At 64.0% G+C, this 21138-nt stretch carries 17 protein-coding genes and 1 tRNA gene; 2 read left to right on the plus strand and 16 right to left on the minus strand.

What is annotated here, in order from left to right; all coding sequences use genetic code 11:
• Positions 1 to 3517 (minus strand): DUF4347 domain-containing protein (locus GXY33_08075; protein ID NLX05086.1); only part of this gene is annotated, 3517 nt, incomplete at its 3' end.
• A 637-nt stretch (positions 3518 to 4154) separates the two neighbouring features.
• Here GXY33_08075 and GXY33_08080 point away from each other — a divergent pair.
• Positions 4155 to 4243: transfer RNA gene (locus GXY33_08080), tRNA-Ser, on the plus strand.
• 49 nt (positions 4244 to 4292) lie between these two features.
• On the opposite strand, the gene GXY33_08085 is transcribed toward GXY33_08080, so the two are convergent.
• From GXY33_08085 to GXY33_08105, 5 genes are all read right to left on the minus strand, one after another.
• Positions 4293 to 5828 carry a GNAT family N-acetyltransferase gene (locus tag GXY33_08085; GenBank protein NLX05087.1) on the minus strand — a complete coding sequence of 512 codons (1536 nt, stop codon included), beginning with the start codon at positions 5826 to 5828 and terminating at the stop codon, positions 4293 to 4295.
• A complete protein-coding gene (locus tag GXY33_08090; GenBank protein ID NLX05088.1) occupies positions 5791 to 6810 on the minus strand; it encodes a D-alanine--D-alanine ligase in 1020 nt (339 codons plus the stop codon). Before GXY33_08090 ends, GXY33_08085 begins: the two co-directional genes overlap by 38 nt.
• Positions 6811 to 6812: 2 nt before the next feature.
• A complete protein-coding gene (locus GXY33_08095; GenBank protein ID NLX05089.1) occupies positions 6813 to 8582 on the minus strand; it encodes a histone deacetylase family protein in 1770 nt (589 codons plus the stop codon).
• 1 nt (position 8583) lies between these two features.
• Entirely contained in the window at positions 8584 to 9942 is a 1359-nt protein-coding gene (locus GXY33_08100) for a KamA family radical SAM protein (protein ID NLX05090.1), read from the minus strand.
• A 72-nt stretch (positions 9943 to 10014) separates the two neighbouring features.
• Positions 10015 to 10539: a TetR/AcrR family transcriptional regulator gene (locus GXY33_08105; protein NLX05091.1), complete on the minus strand. Its 525-nt coding sequence runs from the start codon at positions 10537 to 10539 to the stop codon at positions 10015 to 10017.
• A 348-nt stretch (positions 10540 to 10887) separates the two neighbouring features.
• Here GXY33_08105 and GXY33_08110 point away from each other — a divergent pair, with 348 nt between their 5' ends.
• Entirely contained in the window at positions 10888 to 13329 is a 2442-nt protein-coding gene (locus GXY33_08110; protein NLX05092.1) for a response regulator, read from the plus strand.
• Between the two features lie 376 nt (positions 13330 to 13705).
• On the opposite strand, the gene GXY33_08115 is transcribed toward GXY33_08110, so the two are convergent.
• The 10 genes from GXY33_08115 to GXY33_08160 all read right to left on the minus strand — a co-directional run.
• Positions 13706 to 13993, minus strand: a complete 288-nt coding sequence (locus tag GXY33_08115; protein NLX05093.1) for a GIY-YIG nuclease family protein — start codon at positions 13991 to 13993, stop codon at positions 13706 to 13708.
• A gap of 37 nt (positions 13994 to 14030) precedes the next feature.
• A complete protein-coding gene (locus GXY33_08120) occupies positions 14031 to 14441 on the minus strand; it encodes a zinc ribbon domain-containing protein (protein ID NLX05094.1) in 411 nt (136 codons plus the stop codon).
• A gap of 121 nt (positions 14442 to 14562) precedes the next feature.
• Positions 14563 to 15132: a GrpB family protein gene (locus GXY33_08125; protein ID NLX05095.1), complete on the minus strand. Its 570-nt coding sequence runs from the start codon at positions 15130 to 15132 to the stop codon at positions 14563 to 14565.
• 5 nt (positions 15133 to 15137) lie between these two features.
• Complete coding sequence (locus GXY33_08130; protein ID NLX05096.1) at positions 15138 to 15650, minus strand: hypothetical protein; 513 nt, start codon at positions 15648 to 15650, stop codon at positions 15138 to 15140.
• A gap of 333 nt (positions 15651 to 15983) precedes the next feature.
• A complete protein-coding gene (locus GXY33_08135) occupies positions 15984 to 16712 on the minus strand; it encodes a prepilin-type N-terminal cleavage/methylation domain-containing protein (protein NLX05097.1) in 729 nt (242 codons plus the stop codon).
• An 11-nt stretch (positions 16713 to 16723) separates the two neighbouring features.
• Entirely contained in the window at positions 16724 to 18379 is a 1656-nt protein-coding gene (locus GXY33_08140) for a hypothetical protein (GenBank protein ID NLX05098.1), read from the minus strand.
• Positions 18380 to 18407: 28 nt separating this feature from the next.
• Complete coding sequence (locus GXY33_08145; protein NLX05099.1) at positions 18408 to 19436, minus strand: LacI family transcriptional regulator; 1029 nt, start codon at positions 19434 to 19436, stop codon at positions 18408 to 18410.
• A 175-nt stretch (positions 19437 to 19611) separates the two neighbouring features.
• Positions 19612 to 20178, minus strand: coding sequence for a 6-phospho-3-hexuloisomerase (hxlB, locus tag GXY33_08150; GenBank protein ID NLX05100.1), 567 nt, complete (start codon positions 20176 to 20178; stop codon positions 19612 to 19614).
• The gene (locus GXY33_08155; GenBank protein NLX05101.1) at positions 20171 to 20824 is read right to left on the minus strand and encodes a 3-hexulose-6-phosphate synthase; all 654 of its coding nucleotides are present in this window, start codon (positions 20822 to 20824) and stop codon (positions 20171 to 20173) included. The genes hxlB and GXY33_08155 overlap by 8 nt, the downstream gene beginning before the upstream one ends.
• 71 nt (positions 20825 to 20895) lie before the next feature.
• On the minus strand, positions 20896 to 21138 hold a 243-nt coding region (locus GXY33_08160; GenBank protein ID NLX05102.1), incomplete at its 5' end, for a hypothetical protein.

A 21138-nucleotide genomic window follows, 5' to 3' on the forward strand; every position in this document is an offset into this window, starting at 1 on the left:
CGAAGTTGGTGATGCTGATGGTCGCGCCCTCGAGATTCGTATCATCGGCGTCGCTGATGGTCAACCCGTCGTCCACCGTAACGGGCCCATCGCCCTCGGTATAATTGACCGTGCTGCCGGTGGGTGTGACGACCGGAGCATCATTGACGGCGTTGATCGCCAGACTGGCCGTATCCGTGGCCGAAGAATAAGCCGTCGTTCCGCCGTTGGTGGAGGTATCGGTCAAAGCACCGTTGCTTCCGGAAGTTTGATCCCAGGCTCTGAAGGTAATGGCGCCGGCTATCAATCCGTTGTAGTTGGCATCCGGCTGGAAGTACAGACGGGTACTGCCGTCGGCGGCCAACAGACGGGCATTGGTATCCGTCACCGCCCCCAGGGCATTCCAGTTGGTCCCATTGTCGGTCGAGTAGTACCACGTCCCATTGGTCGTATCGGCAGCGGTAACGGCAATACCCAGTAATGCGCCGCTGTCAGCATCGGTAACATTATCCACCTGTCCGGAAGGAGAGGCAAAGTCCACCAAACCGGAGACTAAGGTGCCTACCGCTCCAGAGGGCGCTCCGGAGTCTTCATTCTCAGCGGTAAGGGCAGGGTTCTTGGTGTCGTCCAGGACGGGTGCGGTATTTGAGGCGGCGCTGATGGTGACGGTGATGCTGCCCGTGGCGCCAAGAGCCCCGCCCGTACCCTGCGCACCCGTATTGTTGTCATTGAAAGTCCAATCGACTTTAACCGAGGCGGGCGGCGTACCACTGCTGTTGGCGTAGGTAATGGATTGCAGCGTGGAGTTGACATACGACTGCGTGGCACTGGCGTTGAAGGTCAGCACCAGGGTGCCGCCGCTGTTGGTCGTGACCGTGCCGATGGTGACGCCCGAGAGGACGAGGTTGCCGCCCTCGGTCAAGGCGGACAGGGCGCCGGAATGGCCGTAGACATCATCCGCGTTGGTCCCGCCGTTGCGGACGATGGTAAGAGTAGCCCCGGCATAATTGCCGGCGGCGGCCAGTTCGGCATCGAGCACCTGGACATCGTCGTCGAACACCACCGCGCCACCACCTTGGATGAAGGTCGGAGTGTCGTCAAGGCAGTTCATCGATCCCCATGAAGTATCAAACTCGCCGTCTGAGGCGTAGCGAACGAGAACGAAATCGGTGTTGCCCGCAACGGGAATGGAGCCCGCCGCGACGATCTTTCCACTGGATTGAATCGCTACAGCATTAACGCTATCCGAGGCCGTTCCCAGATTGGTCGTGAGCTTCCCGTCGCCTGAGAACGTCGTGTCGAGCGAGCCGTCCGTGTTGTAACGCGCCAGAGCGATGTCATAGACGAGGGACGCGGACATCGAGTTCCCCACGGCCACAATCTTGCCGTCGGACTGGATCGCGATGCTTTTGAGCTGATCGAGCACTCCGCCGCAGTCGGTCGTGAGCAGTCCGTCGCCTGAAAATGTGATGTCGAGCGAGCCGTCCGTGTTGTACCGTGCCACGGCAAAGTCATCCGAGCCGCTCAGATTGCTGGACCCGCCGACCACGATCTTGCCGTCCGCCTGGATCGCCATGCTCTGAACCTGATCAGCGGATGATCCGCCAAAACCGGTCGTGACGATACCGTCGCCGGAGAACGTGGTGTCGAGCGAGCCGTCCGTGTTGTAACGCACCAGAGCGAAGTCATAGTTGCTGCCGTTATAGCTGTATCCCGCCGCGACGATCTTGCCGTCCGCCTGGATCGCCATGCCATAGGCGGCGTCAGCGCCTGTGCCGATCGCGGTCGTGAGCAGTCCGTCGCCTGAAAAGGAGGTGTCGAGCGAGCCGTCCGTGTTGTAGCGAGCCAGGGCAAAGTCGTTGGTGCCGCCCAGATTGCTGTACCCGGCGACCACAATCTTGCCGTCCGCCTGGATCGCCACGCTTTTGACCTGATCGGCGGATGACCCGCCAAAACCGGTCGTGACGATACCGTCGCCGGAGAACGTGGTGTCGAGCGAGCCGTCCGAGTTGTAACGCACCAGGGCGAAGTCATCGTTGCTGCCGTTATAGCTGTATCCCGCGGCGACGATCTTGCCGTCCGCCTGGATCGCCATGCTGTAGGCGATATCGGTATTCGGACTGATGGCCGTGGTGAGAACGCCGTCGCCGGAGAACGTGGTGTCGAGAAAACCGTCTGCGCTATACCGCGCCAGGCCAAAATCACCACTGCCACCCCCCGCGGCGAGTAATTTGCCGTCGGCTTGAACCGCAAGAGTGGATGCGGTGTCGGCGCCGGATCCAACCGGAGTGGTAACGATGCCATTGCCGCCGGTGCCGAAGACGGGCGAGTCGTTGACGGCCGTCACCGTAATGTTACGGGTCGCGGCGGAACTTGTCTTGCCGGCGGCATCGGTGATTTGGAAGCTTACCGTCCGGGTTGCCGTGTTCGGGGCGTCGCTTGTATTGGTGTAGGTTACCGATCGCAATGCCGTTTGATAATTGGCGCGAGTCGCGGTGCCCGAGAGCGTCAAGACGCCGGTCGAGGCGTTCCAACTGCCGGTGATGCCCGACTGATTCGTGAATGCCAATACGTCCTGCCCATTGACGTAGCCGGCGGAGATCGTCACGGTGGCTCCGGTATCATCGGCATCACCGCCGCTCACCGTCAGCCCCGAATCCACCTGGGTTTTATTGTTCTCGGTGTAGCTCAGCGCCGTGACGGTCGTAGTCAACGATGGGGGACCCGCCAAAAACCACCGATATCCGGCCAACTCCTGGAAGTCAAGCGGCACGGCCAGACCGGCGGCCAATTCCTGTTGGGCGCCCACGGAAGCGACTTCAAGAGTCCAGTCGCCGCCCGCTCCAGTAATATCGTTGGAAGCGAAGACATCGGCGCCGGTCCAGGCGGCCAGATGATTGAGCAGGACCTGTCCGCCACCGGAAGGGTCGCCTGTATTGCAGCCGAAGACGTAGATATTGCCGCCCGGCGCGAACACCTTGCCCAATTCCCGCCAAACCGCCTGTTGCTCACCGACGGTATTGCCGGTGATCCACTGGTTGCCAAGCGTGAACTCCCCGGGGTTTCCATGGGAGAGAATGGTAAGAGAGCCGATCGCTTCGTGCCTCCCGGCTGCGGTCGCGATAACGCGGTTCAGCACCTGGGTGGACGTGTCAAACAGACTGTTGTACTCAATCACCACGGACTTGCCGTCAACCGACTGAAACAGGAGTTCACGGTCATTCAGGCTGTTGTCGATCAGTACGACGTCGAGTCCCGCCTGATGCGAAATCGAATTGGGAGTTGCCGCGGTGAAGGCTGTGGTACCGGTTGGCAGTGGAATCGGCAATGCTTCCGCACTGGACAATAGATCGATCGTTGAACCGCTATCCCCACGGCAGAGAACCGGGGGCGTATCTCCAACGACCATTTCAACCAATGGCCGATGAAGGGGAAGAGTCTCGTCCACGGCGCCAACGCCCCAGCCCGCCGACAGCAGGATCCGACGTTCAAGACTCTCAAAAAACATCTCGACCTCAGCACCAAATACAACGGCCATCGCCTCGGAGTACGTCCAGGTGCCTGATTCTGCGCCGTTCGAACGCCGGGAATAAGAGTGGATCCGCTCACGGGAACCACATGCTGCCGTCCCCTTCCTCTTGTCGGTCCTCACGTTGGTCAGCCGCGGCAGCACAGACTATCCGCCGGCTGATGAGTCTTTCGACTATCCACGCACCCCCCCTTACATTCTCAGAATAATATACGTTTGGATTTTAGGGTTTTGAGTAATCGCCAAGAACGGGCTGGGTCGCCGACAGGGACGAGGCCGTCAGGGACCTTTTATAGGGCTCTAGTAGCCGCGAAGTTTTCCTACCACAGTGTAACTGGTGGAAGAAAAATGCAGCTAATGGCGCCGTCCACGCTATATGCCATCATCACTTTGAAAGACACTTGGGAACCTTCATTAATGCCGATAATCTGGAGGATGCAACAGCCACCCGCCAGACGTTCCTTACCGTCTGAGCGCTGGCGAACGGCGATGGTCGTGAGGCGATGGCTGGACGGATCGTTTGCGGACACTTGGGCTAATCCGCTTGAAATCGGCGTTGCTTGCCGATAGAGTATGATGCACGATGCGTCAGAAGCGGAATTGACCACGGCCGGTCGACCCATAAGCCTTTTGGCGACAGCAGCTTGGAGAGGTGTCCGAGTGGCTGAAGGAGACGGTTTCGAAAACCGTTGTGCCCTTAAGTGGGTACCGGGGGTTCGAATCCCCCCCTCTCCGTTCCAGGCCGCGTGAGCCGTCGCGCGGCCCTTGGTTTTTTTGGGGCGGGTCAGACGGCGCGGGTGTAGACGACCTTGTCGTCGCCCGTGGCGTAGAAATCGGGTAATCGGGCGGCTTGGCGATAGCCGCGGGTCAGGTAGAATCGCCGGGTGGGGCGGTACGACGGGCGGCCCGAGGTCTCGACCACGGCGAGTCGCCCGCCGGCTTGGCGGATGCGATCCTCGGCGAATGCCATCAGCCGCGTACCGACGCCGCGGGCCTGCGTGCGGGGTGAAACGGCGATCCAGTAGATATCATAGGTGCCCAGCGTGCAGGGCGTCGGTCCGTAGCACACCCAGCCGATGGCCCGGCCGTCCTGTTCGGCGGTGAAGGACTGATAGTGGCCCCGCGGCCCTTTGGCGATCGCCTCGTCGAGCACCTCGCGGGCGATCTCCAGTTCGTCGGGCCGGAAAAACGCGGTAGCCTCGAGCAGTTCGAGAATGTCCGCGCGGTCGCGGGATTCGGTGTGCCGGATCGGGACGGAAGGATCGTCGAGATTCACAGCCGCCTTCGGCCGGATCGCCCGGTCGGCGGCGGACTCGATTGTCGACGAGACGAACTGGTGGTACGGGACGCCGGCGGCGGCGAGCGCGGCGGCGAAGCCGGCGTCGGGCGCGATGTCCGGGTTGGGATTGACCTCGAGCACGAACAGGCGGCCCTCATCATCCATGCGGAAATCCACCCGGGCATAGTCGCGGCAGCCAAGGGCCGACCAGGCCTGCAGGGCGGTCCGGCGAACGAGCTGGGCGTCGGACTCCTCGAGCGGAGCGGGGATGATCCGCGGCGTGTGGTTGAACTCGAACGAATCGGCCAGCCACTTGGCGGCGTAGTCCACGATCCGCGGCCGCTCGGTTCCGAACGCGGAGAAATCGATCTCCGCCAGCGGCAGAACCGTCGCTCCCTCCGGGCCCTGGATCACCGAGACGTTCAGCTCCCGCTGGCCGACCAGTTGTTCGACGATCGCGGTCTGGCCGAACTGGCGGTGGATGCGGTTGACCGCCTCTTCGAGGGCAGGCCCGCCGGCCCGCACGATTGATCGGCGGGCGTCGATGCCCTCGCTGGCGTCGGAGGCGGCGGGTTTGACCAGCCACGGCCCGGGCGGCAGCGCCGAGGCGTCGATCGGTTCGCCCGGTACGACCGCGATCCCGGCCGGCACGGGCAGGCCCGCCTCCGCCAGGATCGCCTTGCTGCGGACCTTGTCCAGCGCTTGCAGCAGGCTTTGCGTGTCGTTGCCGGTGCAGCCCTTGCCGTAGGCTTCGCAGATCGCAGGCGCCAGCGAGGCGTCCATCGCCCGGCCGGGCAATTCCTCGACCAGGTTGAACACGATCGGCTCATCCGCGCGGGACAGCAGTTCCGGCAGCTCCGCCAGCTCGCGCAGCGGGCGGACGCGGTGCGGAACGCCCAGTGTCTCCATCGCGGCGACGACCGCCCGGACTTCCTCGAGCACGCCGGCGTCGCTTTCGTGGACGGAAAAGGCCTCGCCGTCGGATGAAACCTGGCGGGGCAGATTATGAAGCAGCAGAACGCTTTCGCACGGCCGTGGCATCGGAACTCCTGTTGCGCGCCAACGCGCTGGTGATGATGGAACCGATCAGTTCGGCGTAGGGCATGCCCTCCTGCGTCGCGATCATCGGCAGGTCCGAGTGGCTCGGGTGCAGGCCGGGCAGCGGGTTGACCTCCATGAAGCACGGCTGACCGCTGCGGTCGAGTCGGATATCAACCCGTCCGGCGTCGCGGCATTCCAGCGCCAGGTACGACTGCAGCGCCAGCGTCTCGACCCGCTCGCGAAGCGGACCCTTTTCCATCGGAAAGTAACGGACGAGCTGTTCGCAGCGTTCCTTGGAGTCGTAGGAGTAGATTCCGCCCTGCGACGGATCGCGCAGCTCGATCTCCATCGTGCCCAGCACGCGGGCGTCGCGCCCGGTGCCCAGAACGCCGACGGTGACTTCCCGGCCGGGCAGGAACTCCTCGATGAGCACCGGCTGATGATACCGCAGCAGCAGTTCGCGGACCCGCCGCTTAAGCTGCTCGGCGTCGTCGATGCGCGAACGTTCATCGATACCCTTGCCCGTGCCTTCGCAGAGCGGCTTGACGAACAGCGGATAGGCCAGCTCCACGCCGGCCAGGTCACCCGGCTCGCGGGCCACCGCGAACCCGGCGGTCAGCAGGCCGGCGTCGCGGACCAGCCGCTTGGCCACCGCCTTATCGAGTGTGGCGGCGCAGACCAGCGGATCGGAAAAGGTGTAGGGCGCCTGATGGAGTTCGAGGATGGCCGGCACCTGGGCTTCGCGGCTTCGCCCGAAAAGGCCTTCGGCGATGTTGAACACCAGGTCCCACCGTTGGCCGTCGCTCAGCCGGCGGCACAGCGACCAGGCGCTGCCGATCCGGTCGGTCCGGTAGCCCAGGCTGCGGATCGTGGCGTCAAGGGCGTCGATCGTCTCGTGCGAGTCGAACTCGGCGACGGTCTGTTCGTCGAAGCCCTTTTCCAAGTAGTCGTTTCGCAGGTCGTAGGTCAGTCCGATGGTCAGGCTCATGATGGCCTCCCTTGGAATACGGTGATGGAGGTGGCGGATCGTTCGGTCAGTCCGCGGCCGAGGCCTCGGAAGAACGCGGCCCCGCCCCGCCGCAGGTTGCTCAGGCTGTAACCGCCTTCCTGGACGACCAGGACGGGCACGCCCAGCGTCATGATCCGCCGGCCGATGGCCTCCATCGCCCGCAGCGTCAGCCCGAACGAGCCGGTGGGATCGCCGCGCATGGTGTCAAAGCCGACGGAAACGACCAGGACGGTTGGCTTGTATTTGCCGATCGCCTCGAGGGCCTTCTCGACCGTATCGAGGTAGACCTGGTCGCCGGCATTTTCGGGCAGCGGGAAGTTGCGGTTAAAGCCCTTGCCCGGTCCTTCGCCGACTTCGTCGGCGAATCCGGAGAAGTACGGATAGGCGAAGTTGGGATGCCCGTGGATCGAGACGGTCAGCACGTCGTCGCGGGACCAGAAGATGTCCTGCGTGCCGTTGCCGTGGTGGAAATCGATATCGAGCGTGGCGACGCGGCCGTGCTTGCTGAGGCGGTTGGCGGCGATGGCCGCGTTGTTGAAGTAGCAGAACCCGCCGAACGCCCGCCGCTGGGCGTGATGGCCCGGCGGCCGGCACAGGGCGTAGACGATCGGCCGGCCGCGCAGCAGCTCCTCCGTGGCGGTCAGCGCCACGTTGACCGCCGCCCGGGCGGCGCGGTACGCGTTCTGGTCCAGCGGCGTGAAGGTGTCGATGCAGTAGTATCCGGCCCGGATCGAAAGATCCTTGGGTTTGACGTTGGCCCGCCGGAGCGGAAAGACGTACGGGTACACCGGCCGTCGCGGCGCGAGCTTTTCGCAGACGTTCCGCAGGTAGTTGACGAAGTCGCTGTCGTGGACCTCCTTGATCACGTCCTCGCCGAACGGCCGCGGCGGAATCTCATCGAACAGGACGGCGGACCGTATTCCCGCCCGCAACGTCTCGACGCGCACCGGCCGCTCCACGTAGCCGCGCTCGCGGACGTGGTGGATCCGATGGTGTTCCGAGACGACCAGGGCCAGGTTCTTCTGGAGGTGCCCGTTGACCAGCGCCGTCTTCGGCTCGACCTTCAGGTACCGCGGTTCGCGAAAACGCACCGGATCGTCGACGAACGACTCCACCACCCGCTCGATGTAGTCCGGTCCGACCAGATGGCTGTACTTTCGCTGCAGGATCAGCCGGACCGCGGCCCGGCACTCCGAGCGGCGCAGCGAACCCTTGCGGCCCAGCGGATCGAACAGCAGAAACGGGGCCGGCGGCTCGCCGATCGGCGTCTCGTACTCCGTACCGACCACCGGCCGCACGCCGTAGCGCTCGTAAAACCGCAGGCGGGCCTGGTTCTCCTTCAGCCTGGCCGGATCGGCCACCTGCTGCGGGTCGTCGGGCAACGCCTCCATGTACAGCCCGCGCGAGCCGAGCTCGCGCAGGTGCTCGCGGGTCGCCTCGTACAACGCGCTGCCCAGGCCGCCGCCCCGGATCGTCCCGCGCACCGCGATGAAGTCCAGCAGCGAGCTGTTGACCTCGGGAAAGTGCAGGACCAGCGAGAATCCGGTGACCCGGTTGGCCGCCTGCTCGGAGACCAGCAGAACCGCCCGATAGCCGTACTTGAACGGCGAATCCAGCATGTCGGGGATCTTGCCGGCGTAGTCGGCGACCTCGCCGAAGTGCTGGACGAAAATCTCCCGGACCTGCTCGATCTGCTCCCGGTCGGACGGCAGGACCGTGCTGTAGATCCGGCGGATGCGTATCATCCTAACGCTGCTTTCCGGACTCGGCCAGTTCCCCGTGCTCGATGGCGCTGCGCCGCCGGCCTCGCGCGGTGCCCTGCGGGACGATCGCGGTGGCCCGTCCGCTGACCAGATCGCAGACCTCCGGCGAGCCTTCGCGGCGCCAGCGGTCGCCGCGGCTGTCCCCGATCGGGTCCGGTTCCGGGTACGAGACCATCATTCCCTCGAAGTTCCGCAGCACGGTGTGCGTCGGACTGGTGGTCACCACGTAGTTCGGCAGCAGCGGAATCTTGCCGCCGCCATGCGGCGCGTCCACCACGAACGTCGGAATCGCCAGCCCGCTGAGACGCCCGCGCAGGTGCTCCATGATCTCGATCCCCCGGCTCAGCGGCGTCCGGAAGTGCTCGACGCCTCGCACCAGGTCGCACTGGAACAGGTAGTACGGCCGCACCCGCGCCCGCACCAGCCCGCGGCAGAGCTCCTCGATGATCCGCGGATCGTCGTTGACCCCGCGCAGCAGCACCGACTGGTTGCCCAGCGGGATTCCCGCGTCGGCCAGCCGGCCGCACGCCGCGACCGCCTCGTCCGTCAGTTCGTTGGGGTGATTAAAGTGCGTGTTCACCCAGATCGGATGGTACTTCCGCAGCATCGCCGTCAGCTCGTCGGTGATCCGCATCGGCAGCACCACCGGCGTCCGCGTCCCCACGCGGATGATCTCAATGCTCGAAACGCCCCGCAACACCTTCAGCACCGCCTCGATCGCCTCCGTGCCCATCGTCAACGGATCGCCGCCCGAGACGATCACGTCCCTGATCTCCGGATGCGCCGTCAGATACGCCCGGACCTGCTCGAGCCGGCACGCCGAGATCGTGCTCTCCCGCGTCCCCGCGACCCGCTTGCGGGTGCAGTGGCGGCAGTACATCGAGCACGTGGTCGTCGCGATCAGCAGCGCGCGGTCCGGATACCGATGCACCAGCCCCGGCACCGGCATGTCTTCTTCTTCTTCCAGCGGGTCGCCCTTGAGGAACGACGGGTCGCACAGCTCCAGGCCCTGCGGCACGCTCATCTGGAAGACCGGGTCCGACGAATCCGCCCGCTGAATCAGCGATGCGTAGTACGGCGTGATCGCCATCGGATACTTGCGCACCACCTCCGGAAGGTCGCTGCGATCCTTGAGGGAGGGAAACTGCTGCTCAAGCTGGGCGGGAGTCCGAACCCGGTGCCTCATCTGCCATCGCCAGTCCCCCCACTGACGCTCATCAACGCCTCTCGGCAAGCCTCCAGGCGCCGGATCGGGATCCTTGGCCGATCCGCAGCCCTGGCCGGTGGACCTGGCGCCATCTGAGTTGCCGTCACCGTCGCTTAGGCCATCCGTCCTCTGCATGATCCTGACTCCTAATAATCAATTTGCGTTTGTAAGTGTATGGCTGAAAAACACAAAAGACAACTCTCGATGTTATCGCCCCAGAAACGTGGAAAGCCCCGCCACAAACGCCCGACGCAGCGGCTTGAAGCTGGTTTCGATTTCCTCGGAGGTCAATCCGATCATGGCAAATGACAAAAACCCGAACACGAATCCTGCCACGGCACAAGCCAGCCGCCTGACCTTCACAGGATCGATGCGCTTCGAGACGTAGGGTGACAGATAATTTTCAATCGCTTCGAGGTAGCGGACGTAGGGTTGTTCCAGTTCCTCCGCCGATTCCCTCTGCAGCTTTAAAAGGACCCGCCCCTGGAACAGGAGGATAAACTCCTCACTATTGTCGCCGAAAAAAGTCGAGTGTGCAACCAGTAAATGCTCCAGCGCCTCTTCCAGATCCTCCGGCTGCTGCTCCACCTGGTTCACATGCTCCAGCAGATGATCCACCGCGTTCTCGACCAGCGAGAGCATCAGGTCGTACTTGTCGCGAAAATGGCGATAAAAGGTCCCTTTGCCCAAATCCGCGCGTTCGGTGATGTCCTCGATCGCGGCGGCGTCCACGCCGACTTCGGTGAAGACCGAGAGGGCCGCCTCCTGGAGGCGCCGCCGGGTCCGCGAGGCCCGCTTCTGGGCCCGATCCTGTCGCACTGTGCCCGCTTTTACCTTCATGATGGGACAGTCTAGTCAGGTCGGACCACAAAGTCAATGGTGAACGATCGGTCACTTTTATTTTCTTGACGGTTTTCCTGTCGCCGGCCGGCGAACCCCGGGTCGATTATCGGACGCCAAAAGTGCAGCCGGTATCCAAAGTGGCCCCGAAAAAGTTCCGATGAATCCCACGGGCGCGGCGTGAGTGCGTCCGGGAAGAGTGTCATGGCGATCGGTATGATTTCCGAACGAGCAGCCAGGTTGAGAGGTTTTGCCCGGTTGGGTTTGACCGGACGCGCCATCTCCTTCTGCACCCTTCTGGTCATGTGCACCGTCGGCTCCCTCAGCGCCGTCCTGATCCAGCAGAACCACAACGACTCGATCCGCAAGATCACCGAGCACGCCGTCACCTACACCCGGGCGATCGGCCACAACGCCGAGCCGGGCGTGCTGCTTAACGACCGGGACAGCCTCGAACGAGTCCTGGCCGGAGCGGCGGGCGACGCCACCGTCGTGCTGGCTGAGGTCTACGACGCCCACGGCGAACGTCTGTCCGTCTACCGGCGATCCGAAAACTTCGTGCCCCGGATCGCCGTCGATCCCAACGATCCGCTGGCCGGACCGGCCTCCCGCGACGACCAACGGGTGGAAATCTCGGTCACCGAACTGCTGGTGGTGGTGCCCATCTGGGCCAACGTCAGCCAGATCGACCTGGGCCTCCTGGACGCCGAGGCGGGCGCCGAACCGCGAGGCGCCGCCCCGATCGGCTATCTGCACATGGTCTACAGCCTCGAACAGGTGCTCTCGGAACTGAAGCACCGCATGGCGGCCAGCGTGGCCATCTCCGTGCTCGTGATCGTGGTCGGCATCGTCGCCACCGTGCTGGCCATGGGCCAGTTGCTCACCCCGATCCGCGACCTGGTTGCCGCCAGCACCGCCGTCGCCGAGGGCAACCTGAGCAAACGGGCGACCGAGGAGGCGGTCGGCGAGATCGGCCTGCTCGCCTCCAGCTTCAATCGGATGGTCGAATCCCTGCAGGAGCGAACGGCTGAGTTATCGGAATCCAACGGCCGGCTCACGTGCGAGATCGCCGAGCGGACCCGGGCCGAGGAGGAGCTCAAGAAGGCCAAGGAGGCGGCTGAGAGCGCCGACCGGGCCAAGAGCGAGTTCCTGGCCAACATGTCGCACGAAATCCGCACGCCGATGAACGGGATCATCGGCATGACCCTTCTGACCCTCGAAACCGACCTGAGCGAGGAACAGGCTGAGTACCTCAACATGGTCCGCCGCTGCGCCGACTCCCTGCTGACCATCATCAACGACATTCTGGACTTCTCCAAGATCGAAGCGGGCAAGCTGGAGCTCGAACGGATCAGCTTCGGCCTCCGCGAATGCGTGGGCGAAACGATCAACTTCCTCGCCCCGCAGGCCGAAAGCAAGGGCCTGCAACTGCTGGTGCAGGTGGACGAGAACGTGCCCGCCCAGGTGATGGGCGATCCGGGACGCCTCCGCCAGGTGATCACCAACCTGATCAACAACGCCGTCAAGTTCACCGAACAGGGCGAGGTCGCCCTGGCCGTCCGCGCCGAGCACGCCGGCGATTATCGGGCCGAGCTTCACTTCAGCGTCCGCGACACCGGCATCGGCATTCGCTCGGAGAAGCAGCGGACCATCTTCGAAGCCTTCGAACAGGAAGACGGCTCGACCACCCGCCGCTACGGCGGGACGGGCCTGGGCCTGGCCATCTGCCGCCAACTGGTCGAAATGATGGGCGGCCGGATCTGGGTCGAGAGCGAACCGGGCAAAGGCAGCACCTTCCACTTCACCGCCGCTTTTGATCTTTCCGAAACCAAACCCCACCTCGTGCCGGCGGACTTCAAGGATCTGAAGGTGCTGGCCGTCGATCCCAATCTGACCAATCAGTGCGTGCTCAGCCAGCAGTTCAAGGGCTGGGGCGTTTCGCTCACCACGGTGGCCGCCGCCGATGAGGCGATCCAGGCCCTCAACGAGGCCATCGAAGCCGGTCAGCCCTTCCGGACGGCGCTGATCGAGCTGCGGCTCAGGGAGTCGGACGGCCTGGACCTGGCCCAGCAGATCAGAAACACGCCGTCATTGGCCACGACCCACATCATCGTGCTCGCCTCGTCCGATCAGCCGGAGGATCACGACCGCTGCCGCCAACTGGGCGTCTCGCGGCTCCTGATCCGCCCGGTCGATCCGCAGACCCTCTGCTCCGCCCTCGCCGAGACGACCACCGGCAAGCCGCGATCGGCTGAACAACCGGCTGAAACCAAGCCGCCGCGGCCCCTGCGGATCCTCGTGGCCGAAGACAATCCCGTCAACCAGAAGCTCGCCATCCGCATCCTCGAAAAATGGGGCCACACGGTCGCGACCGCCGACAACGGCCGCAAAGCCTGCGAGGCCGTGCGGAAAAACGACTACGACCTGGTCCTCATGGACGTGCAGATGCCGGAAATGGACGGCTTCGAAGCCACCGCCGCCATCCGCGAGCAGGAGATGCCCCTCGGCCAGCGCATCCCGATCATCGCCATGACCGCCTACGCCATGAAGGGCGACATGGAGCGATGCCTCGAAGCCGGCATGGACGGCTACATCGCCAAACCCATCAAGATCACCGAACTCCAAGCCGCCATCGACGCCGTCGTTCGCCAGTCGGCCGCCCTCGCCCAAGTTGTTGAATGATTATTGTAAAAACTGAAGATCAGTCATTGCCAATTCCATCGCCGATCACCCCGCGTTTCTCGACCCTTGCGAATCATGGGCATACAATTGGATGAAAAGAGCTGCGGAGTGCAGTTGACGTAAAGTCGCTTGGACCGGTTTTCTGGTAATCTAGCGAAGCACATACCAACGCTCGTCTTGAACATGACGGGCAGCACTCTGGCGGCTCTTTTCTTTTGCCCGCGTTTCCTCGCCTTCTCCCGTTTTCCCAGTGGCACAAGCGGTTGCGTAGACGTGTCGCCTTCCGTGACGGGTGTCGAGTCCCGCCACTGGGCCGGTAGGCAACTGCCGGGACCGAATCGCTTGCGATCAGCGGACGTCTAGCCCAATCGCACCTTCACCTGGCCGGCATGAATCTGGGCCAGCGGTTGTACCCGACGGCAGGATCGTTTGAACGCAGCGCACGGATGAACTCTATTTCTTTGGCGTTGACCTCTTCGTCGGAGGCGGTCTGCGACTCCCACAGTATCTGCTTGCGGATCGTGAAATCCCGCCGCTGCTCCCGCGTGAAGTCCGCCTCAATCAGCCTGCCATCGGCGCTTCCGAAGTAGTTGATGCTGTCGGTCAGATCCTTGCCGACGTAGATCTTCCCGTTCGGATACGTGATTCTGTAGATGATTTTCATGGCCATAGACAACGAACCGAGCTTGGCTTTTGGTCCTTTAGATGTCCTTGCCGCACTTGGGGCAGTAGTCGAAGTCCCGGCTGGCCTCAGCTCCGCAGAATGGGCAGAAGTCGCCATCAAACCGACGCCGCTCTTCCTTGTCGCGCCGTCCAGGGCGTTCGTCGTCGGCGCGAGGGTCATACCCGAGCGCCCGCGCGACGGGGTCGCCTTCCTCCTGGCCGGTCGTGATGTCGAACGAACTCATTCGGTCCCGCTGCATGGCGTTGTGGAAGTTGTATGCGATCCCGACGACGGCGAGCCCGACGAACACCACGCCGAACAGAACGAAGAACCACGGCGCCCCCATCGACGCCGCCCCGATGGTCCAGCACACGCCGAAAATGGCAGCCGCCACTCCGCCGATCGCCCCCATCGCCGAAGGTCCCCGTCCGGGTTTGATGCTGTACATGGCCTTCCTCCTGCCCTGTCAGTCCGCTCGCCAACACCGGTCAGTATAACACTTCAACGACAAGGAACCAAGCCGCTTCGCTGGAGATCGCCCGACGGTCAGCTCTTCCGCATCTTCTTCGCTACGTTCGCGTGCTTCTGTTCAAATCGGGATCGTGCGTTTCGAGGAGCCTGCGGATAAACTCGTGCTTGGCGCTGGTGTAGGACCGCCGGTCGTTGGCAAAAGTGGCGGCCAGGCGGGTCTTGAGGCCCGCGTATTGCTCCCGTATCTCAGCGTCGCCGCGGAGCAGGTCGCGGAAGAGCAGGTAGTTCGCCCATTGGGCGTCATCCCGATCCACCACGTGCAGGTGGACGGTCCGCACCTCCGGCTCGGACTCGCGGACAAACAGGTGCCCCCCTTCGCCGCCGCCGTCGCCGCGATAGATGTAGTTCAACGGCTCAAGCCGGTCGATCAGCATCGCCATGGCCTCGACGGACCACACAGCCGCTGCAATATCGAGAATCGGCTTGGCCGGCAAACCCGCCACCGCCGTGCTGCCGACGTGCTGAACGTCGACCACCAACTCGCCGCAGACGCCCGCGATCTCACGGCAAACCTCCGCCGCCAGACCGACCCATCCCGGTTCGTGGTCCACGATCCGCACGGTATATCGCCTCAGTCCTACCAGCGGTTGACGATCTGACTTGTCCACGTTACTCACACCTGCGCCAGAAGGACCACGTAGTTCTCGCCGTACTGCTTCGCGCACTTCGGACACGTCGTGTAGAAGAAGTACAGCTTCCGAAGCTCCTTGCCCCGCTCGCGGACGAACGTTTTCATATCGTCGATCCACGTCCGCATCTCGCGGTAGGGGCCTTCGAACACCTTGGCCACAAACGTGCCCGAAAGACTGGCCATCCGCGCCTCCGGAACCGGCTTGGACTCCGCGATATATACATCCGCGCCCCACAGCGAGTTCTCATCCGACAGCACGATCATCTCCTGCGGCTCAGCCCCAGCCGCTTCGATCGCCGCCATGCTCCGGACCATCACCGCGCCGAAGTTCAGCGGAACGTGCAAAAAACTCCGCACGCGGTCCACAAGAAACGGCTTGTTGTCCCAGGTGAACTCCCGATTCTCCCAAGGCCCCGGATCAAACCGCGGACAACACTCAGCGGGATCATTGGCAGTCACGTGTTTGCCTCCTTCGAATGTTCCGTTGGTGAGGATGGCGGCTGAACCGGCATGCTCCTCATCCAATATGACCTCTGATCCCGGCGCGTAGATGGCCATCCAGACCACCAATGAGGAGATTCGGCCTATGATGCCGCTGGCAATGATGGTCCAGATCGTCTTCACGCCTTCACCGCCATGAACGCTTGCTTGGATGCCGCGCCGCTCCGGATTGCACTGGTCCAGTTAAGACGGAATATACCAGCCGAACGGATACATATCAAGCGCGGACGCCGGGAAGAGCCAAGCGGTCCGGCAGGGCGTGGGCCTCCGCCTGCACGGGAAGGACGGACGAAATCCGGTTGTCGCCGCGACGCGGCGGCGAGGAGCTTACTGCCACTCCCGCAGCGCCGCGTGATTCCAGCCCCGCCAGGTCCTGGCCACAAAGTGAGGGTAATACGGCCAGTCGTACGCCGCGAATACCTGGTTATGATCCCAGCTATCGACCGCGGCCTCGTAGCGGACCTCCAACCGGCCGCCGTCGAGCCACAAGAACGTCTCGCCCGACTGGCCGAACGTGATGCCCCCTCGCGAGAAGTGGTTCATCCGCTTCGGCAGCACATACTCACTGGCGTAGTCGTTGTTGTGGCAGCACAGCAGCGGAAGCCCGTGGCCGCTGATGGTGTCGGTATACTCCCTGAGCCGCAGACCCGGCAGCCGCATCGGCTGCGGCGTCGCGCTGTCCTGATAGTTGTACGAAGCGGCGAACGGCGTCACGCCGTCGGCCAGTACGGTCGTCATCAGATCCTCAGCCGTCGCTCCCGGACACGCAAACGTCCGGTCCGCTGCGATGTAGCCGGGCCACAAAAGCGCCAGCGATCGCAGCGTCGAGAGGTTCGTATCGCCGACGGTCGGAAAGAAATTCCGATACTCATCCGCGTACATCAGCAACCCGATCTGAATCTGCCGCACGTTCGACAGGCACGTGGTCTTGATCGCGCTCTCCCGCGCCGTATTCAGCGCCGGAAGCAGCAGCGAAACCAGCACGGCGATGATCGCCACCACCACCAGCAGCTCGATCAGCGTAAAGGCCTTCCGATATGACGATGTTCCGTTCATGACAGCGTTCCTTATGGCTCGACGGGCACGAGGTACACCGGGGCCTCGCCCACCTTCACTTCCACTTTGCCGCGAACCGGCGTGACGGCCAGCTTCGTGCCGTACAGATCGCACGGAAACACGTCCACATCTCCGGTATCGACCACAACCTTCGTATCCTCCAGGGCGTTCCAGACCGCCCACAGCGGCTTTTCACCGCTGAACCGGTAAACCCGGGTTCCCTCCTTCCCGCAACTCCACTGTTCCACCCGCCGATCGCCGATCGTCGCGGTCATGAACCGATACGCCCGCCACGACGGCTTCGGCGAACCGTCCAGCCGCACCAGGCCCATGTTGTGCGCCTGGTCCGTCTTCTCATCAACGTCGTTCCAGCCCAGATACGTCACGAAGCTCAGCCGGTGCGCCTGGGACTGGATGTGCAGCTTGACAATGTTGCGAGCCTGCTCGGCCTCCGAGACGAACTGCGAATAGTCCTGATAACCGGTGGCAGGGTCCCACGTCGGCCAGCCGGTCTCGTTGATCGCCACCGCGATATCCGGCCGGCCCGTCCGAACGCACGCCTCGCTGACCGCCGTAAGCTGCGAGTCCAGCCCCTCATCCACCGCGTAAGGATGGATCAGCACCACGTCGATCAGCTTTTCCTGATCGCGCTTGAGCAGGGCCTCGACGTAGCCGGGAAAGGGAAGGCCCAGCCCGCCGGTGCCCACCAGAATCCCCGTCTGCGTCGCCTTGATCGCCTTCGCCGCCCGGTTCAAAAGGTTCGAATAACCCGGCAACGTCCACGAGGCCACCAGATTGGGCTCGTTGAAGATCTCCCAGATGCGGACCTGCGGCGCCGGCTTCTCGATGAAGGGCCCGATGAATCCCAGGTAATCGCCCCAGTGCGTCACCGGATAGCACGGGTCGTTGGCGTCCCTCGCACCGGGCATCCCGTCGATGCAGCAGGCGAACACGATGCCCGTCTCCGCCGCCAGCTTCTGCAGATCGGGCGCCGTCGCGCCCAGGCCCATCCGATGCCAGACCACGCCGGCCTCCTGCATGTCCCGCGCGTACTTGTGAAACCACCGCGCGAAGCACGTGAAAACTCCCCAGAACGGCCCGTCCAGAACCCGCCGCCCGCTGATATCCGGCGCCGGCGGCGCGATCGCCTTGATCGCCAGATCGTCCATCCAGCCGGTGCCCGACTGCCCGCTGAAAATGAAATCCAACTGCACCCGATACGCCGTCGACGGGGCCGCGAATCGCACCACCGCCTTCTGCCACGCCACGTCGCCCACCAGCGATTCGGAGTCCACCCCGCCGTACGCCACGCTGCCGCGCCAATACTCCACCGCCAGCCGACACCCGTGACCCACCGCGCCGTTGCAGCGGATCATGCCGGAAACCTCGTACCACTGTCCCGGAACCAGACCCTGCAGATTCTGCGACAGAATCGCGATCTGCGGCGCTGCGGGCGCCAGTTGGCCCACGCGCTTTCCGTCCGGCGCATCGCCGACCTCCACCGTCGTGCACCCCTTGGCCGCCTCGTCGCCCAGCGTGCTCCACGCCTTCCAACCCAACGGCTGACCGTTCTCGGCGACCTGCTCGAACGACGGATTGACAATCACCGGCTCGGCCGCAGCCGACAGGCAGATCAGCGGAGCCAACAGAACGGCCTTCAACATCATGCGCGACAGTCCTTTCTTTTCTTTTCTTTTAGTTCACCATCGGCCCCAGCGACTCGCGACGGACCACCGTCGGTGCGATCAGACGCCCTTGCCGCCCGTCCTGGGCCGACCCGTGCTCGATCTTCTCCAGCAACACCCGCGTCGCCTCCCGGCCCAGCGCCGCCATGTCCAGATGCACCGAAGCCAACGGCACCGGCAGCAGCGAACACATCGCCAGGTCGCCATATCCGATCAGCGACAGCTCCTCCGGGATCCGCACACCGCGGTCTCTGGCTGCGTCAAAAACCCCGAGGGCCAGAAAATCGTCGTAACAGCAGATCCCATCCGGCCGGTCGGGCAGATCCAAAAGCCGCAAGCCCGCCTGCCGTCCCATCGCCCGGTCCTCGTGCTTCTCGACCCGGAAGATCCACTCCGGCTTGGCCCGCAGCCCCGCGGATTTCACCACGTCCAGATAACCCTGCAGGCGCCTTTCCTCCGCGCCGTGATAGCCGACCTGCCCGCCGATGTGGGCGATCCTCCGCCGCCCGGCTTCGACCAGCGCCCGCGCCGCCATCCGCCCGCCTTCCAGCTCATCGAATCCCACGTAGTCCAGCCACGGTGCCTCTTCGCACGGCCCCAGCAGCACGAACGGATACCCGTCCTCCGCCATCCGCACCAGGTGCCGATGGTCGCCGAGGTGCTCGATAATCAAGCCGTCCACCCCGCGCTGGCGAAGCATCTGACACTGCTGCTCCTCCCGCGACCCGCTGGCCCGCGTACTGCACAGGATCGTGTGAAACCCCGCGTCGCCCGCCCGCGTCTCGTTGGCCATCACGAACTCGCCGATGCTGGGGTTCGTCACGTCCACGAACAGAAGGGCAATCATGTTGGTTCGCGCCCGGGCCAGCGCCCGGGCTGAGAGGTTCGGCGTGTAGCCCGTCTCGCGGACCGCCGCCAGCACCTTCGCCCGCGTGGCCTCGGAAATCCGCGAGTTGGGCGTGTTGTTCACCACCCGCGAGACCGTGGTCTTCGAGAGCTTCAGCCTGCTGGCGATCTGCGATATGCCGGGCCGTTCCATCCGATCGTTCCTGCGACTCTGTCCAGTGCACAACCGCTTATGCAACTCAGCATAACCGGTTGTGCAATAAAATGCAAGCCCCCAGGCAAAGACGCGGCGCGGAACGGACCGTCACCGGTGGATTTTGGTATATCTTCTTGCGAGGCAAGAGCTTATGTGCGACGGCGGCCGCGCGTCACTCCAGGTTCGCGTGCCGGGCGAACATCGCCTCAGCCGTGATGCCGCTCCGGCGCATCAGGAGCACGATCATCGCGTCATAAAGAATGAAGAGGGACTGCTCGAACAGCGACCCCATCGGCTGAATCGACGCCAGCACCCCCGACCCAGCCGTTGCCTTGGGCGACGGGGCCGGAATCGCCACCACCACATCGGCAAGCTCAGCGATTGGCGAACGTGGATCGATCGTCGCCAGCAGCACCCGGGCCTCGAGCTCCTTCGCCTTCCGGGCCATCGCCAGAAGGCTCGACGTCCGGCCCGAGCCCGACCCGATCACCAGCAGATCCCCCTTCCCGATCGACGGCGTGGTCACCTCGCCCACCAGGTGCGCCGCCATCCCCATGTGCATCAGCCGCATGGCGAACCCGCGAACCGCCAACCCGCTTCGCCCAGCCCCGGCCAAAAAAACCCGCGGGGCGCGGGCCAACTCCTCGACCGCCGCGCCGACCGCGCCGGCGTCGATCCGCCCCGTGCACTGGGCCAGTTCGTCACAGACGACGCGCAGCGTATCGCGAATCTCACTCACGACGGGCCTCCCGTATGCGGGCCATGATCTCCGCAGCGGCGCAGCCGGGATCGGCGTGATTGATGATCGCTCCGCCGACCACCACGATATCGCCGCCGCCTTCGACCGCCCGGCCCACGTTCTCCAGCTTCAAACCGCCCGCCACCGCCAGCTCGCACCGCACCACCGGACGCACCAGCGACAGCTCCGACATCGGATCGACGCCCGGCGCCTGACGGTCGAACGCCGTATGAACGCACAAGACCGGCACACCAAGCTGCTCAAGCCGCCGCGCCCGCACCAGCGGGTCCGGCACGTTGATCAGGTCGGCCATGATCCGTCCGCCGTACTTCGCCACCGCCTCCAGCGCCTGGCTGATCGTCCGATCGTCCGCTGCGCCAAGCACCGTCACCAGATCCGCCCCGCGCCGGAACGCGCTGGACGCCTCGATGAACCCAGCGTCCATGATCTTCAGGTCCGCCAGATAACGCTTCTCCGGAAATCGCGACTTGACCTTCTCGAGCGCAGCGACGCCCTCCTCGATGATCAGCGGCGTGCCGATCTCCGCAATATCGAAATGCGGATACACCTTCTCCGCCACGGCCAGCGCGTCGGCCGTCGATAGCACGTCGATGGCAAGCTGCAACTGCGGATGTTCTCGGTTCATCGGCCGGGCCACTCCTTTTCCTCGACGCCGCATAACTACCCGGCCGCCGCCCCCCTTTCAACCAAAATCGCTCACCCGCCAACCGCTCGAAATACCGCCATCGAATACGGCGGCAGATTTCCGATCTCAAACACGGCCGGTTTGCCCGCCTCGATCGCGTACGGCCCGAACTCAGCGTGCTCGGTCGCCGTATCCACCGCAACGCTCATCCGCTTCACACCGGCCGGCAGCGTCGCGGGCGTCACGACCGCGTCGGCCGCCTTGCCCGAAAAGTTGCACGCGATCACTACCGTCGACCCATCCGGCATCACCGC

The sequence above is a fragment of the Phycisphaerae bacterium genome (assembly GCA_012729815.1).
Lineage (GTDB): Bacteria > Planctomycetota > Phycisphaerae > JAAYCJ01 > JAAYCJ01 > JAAYCJ01.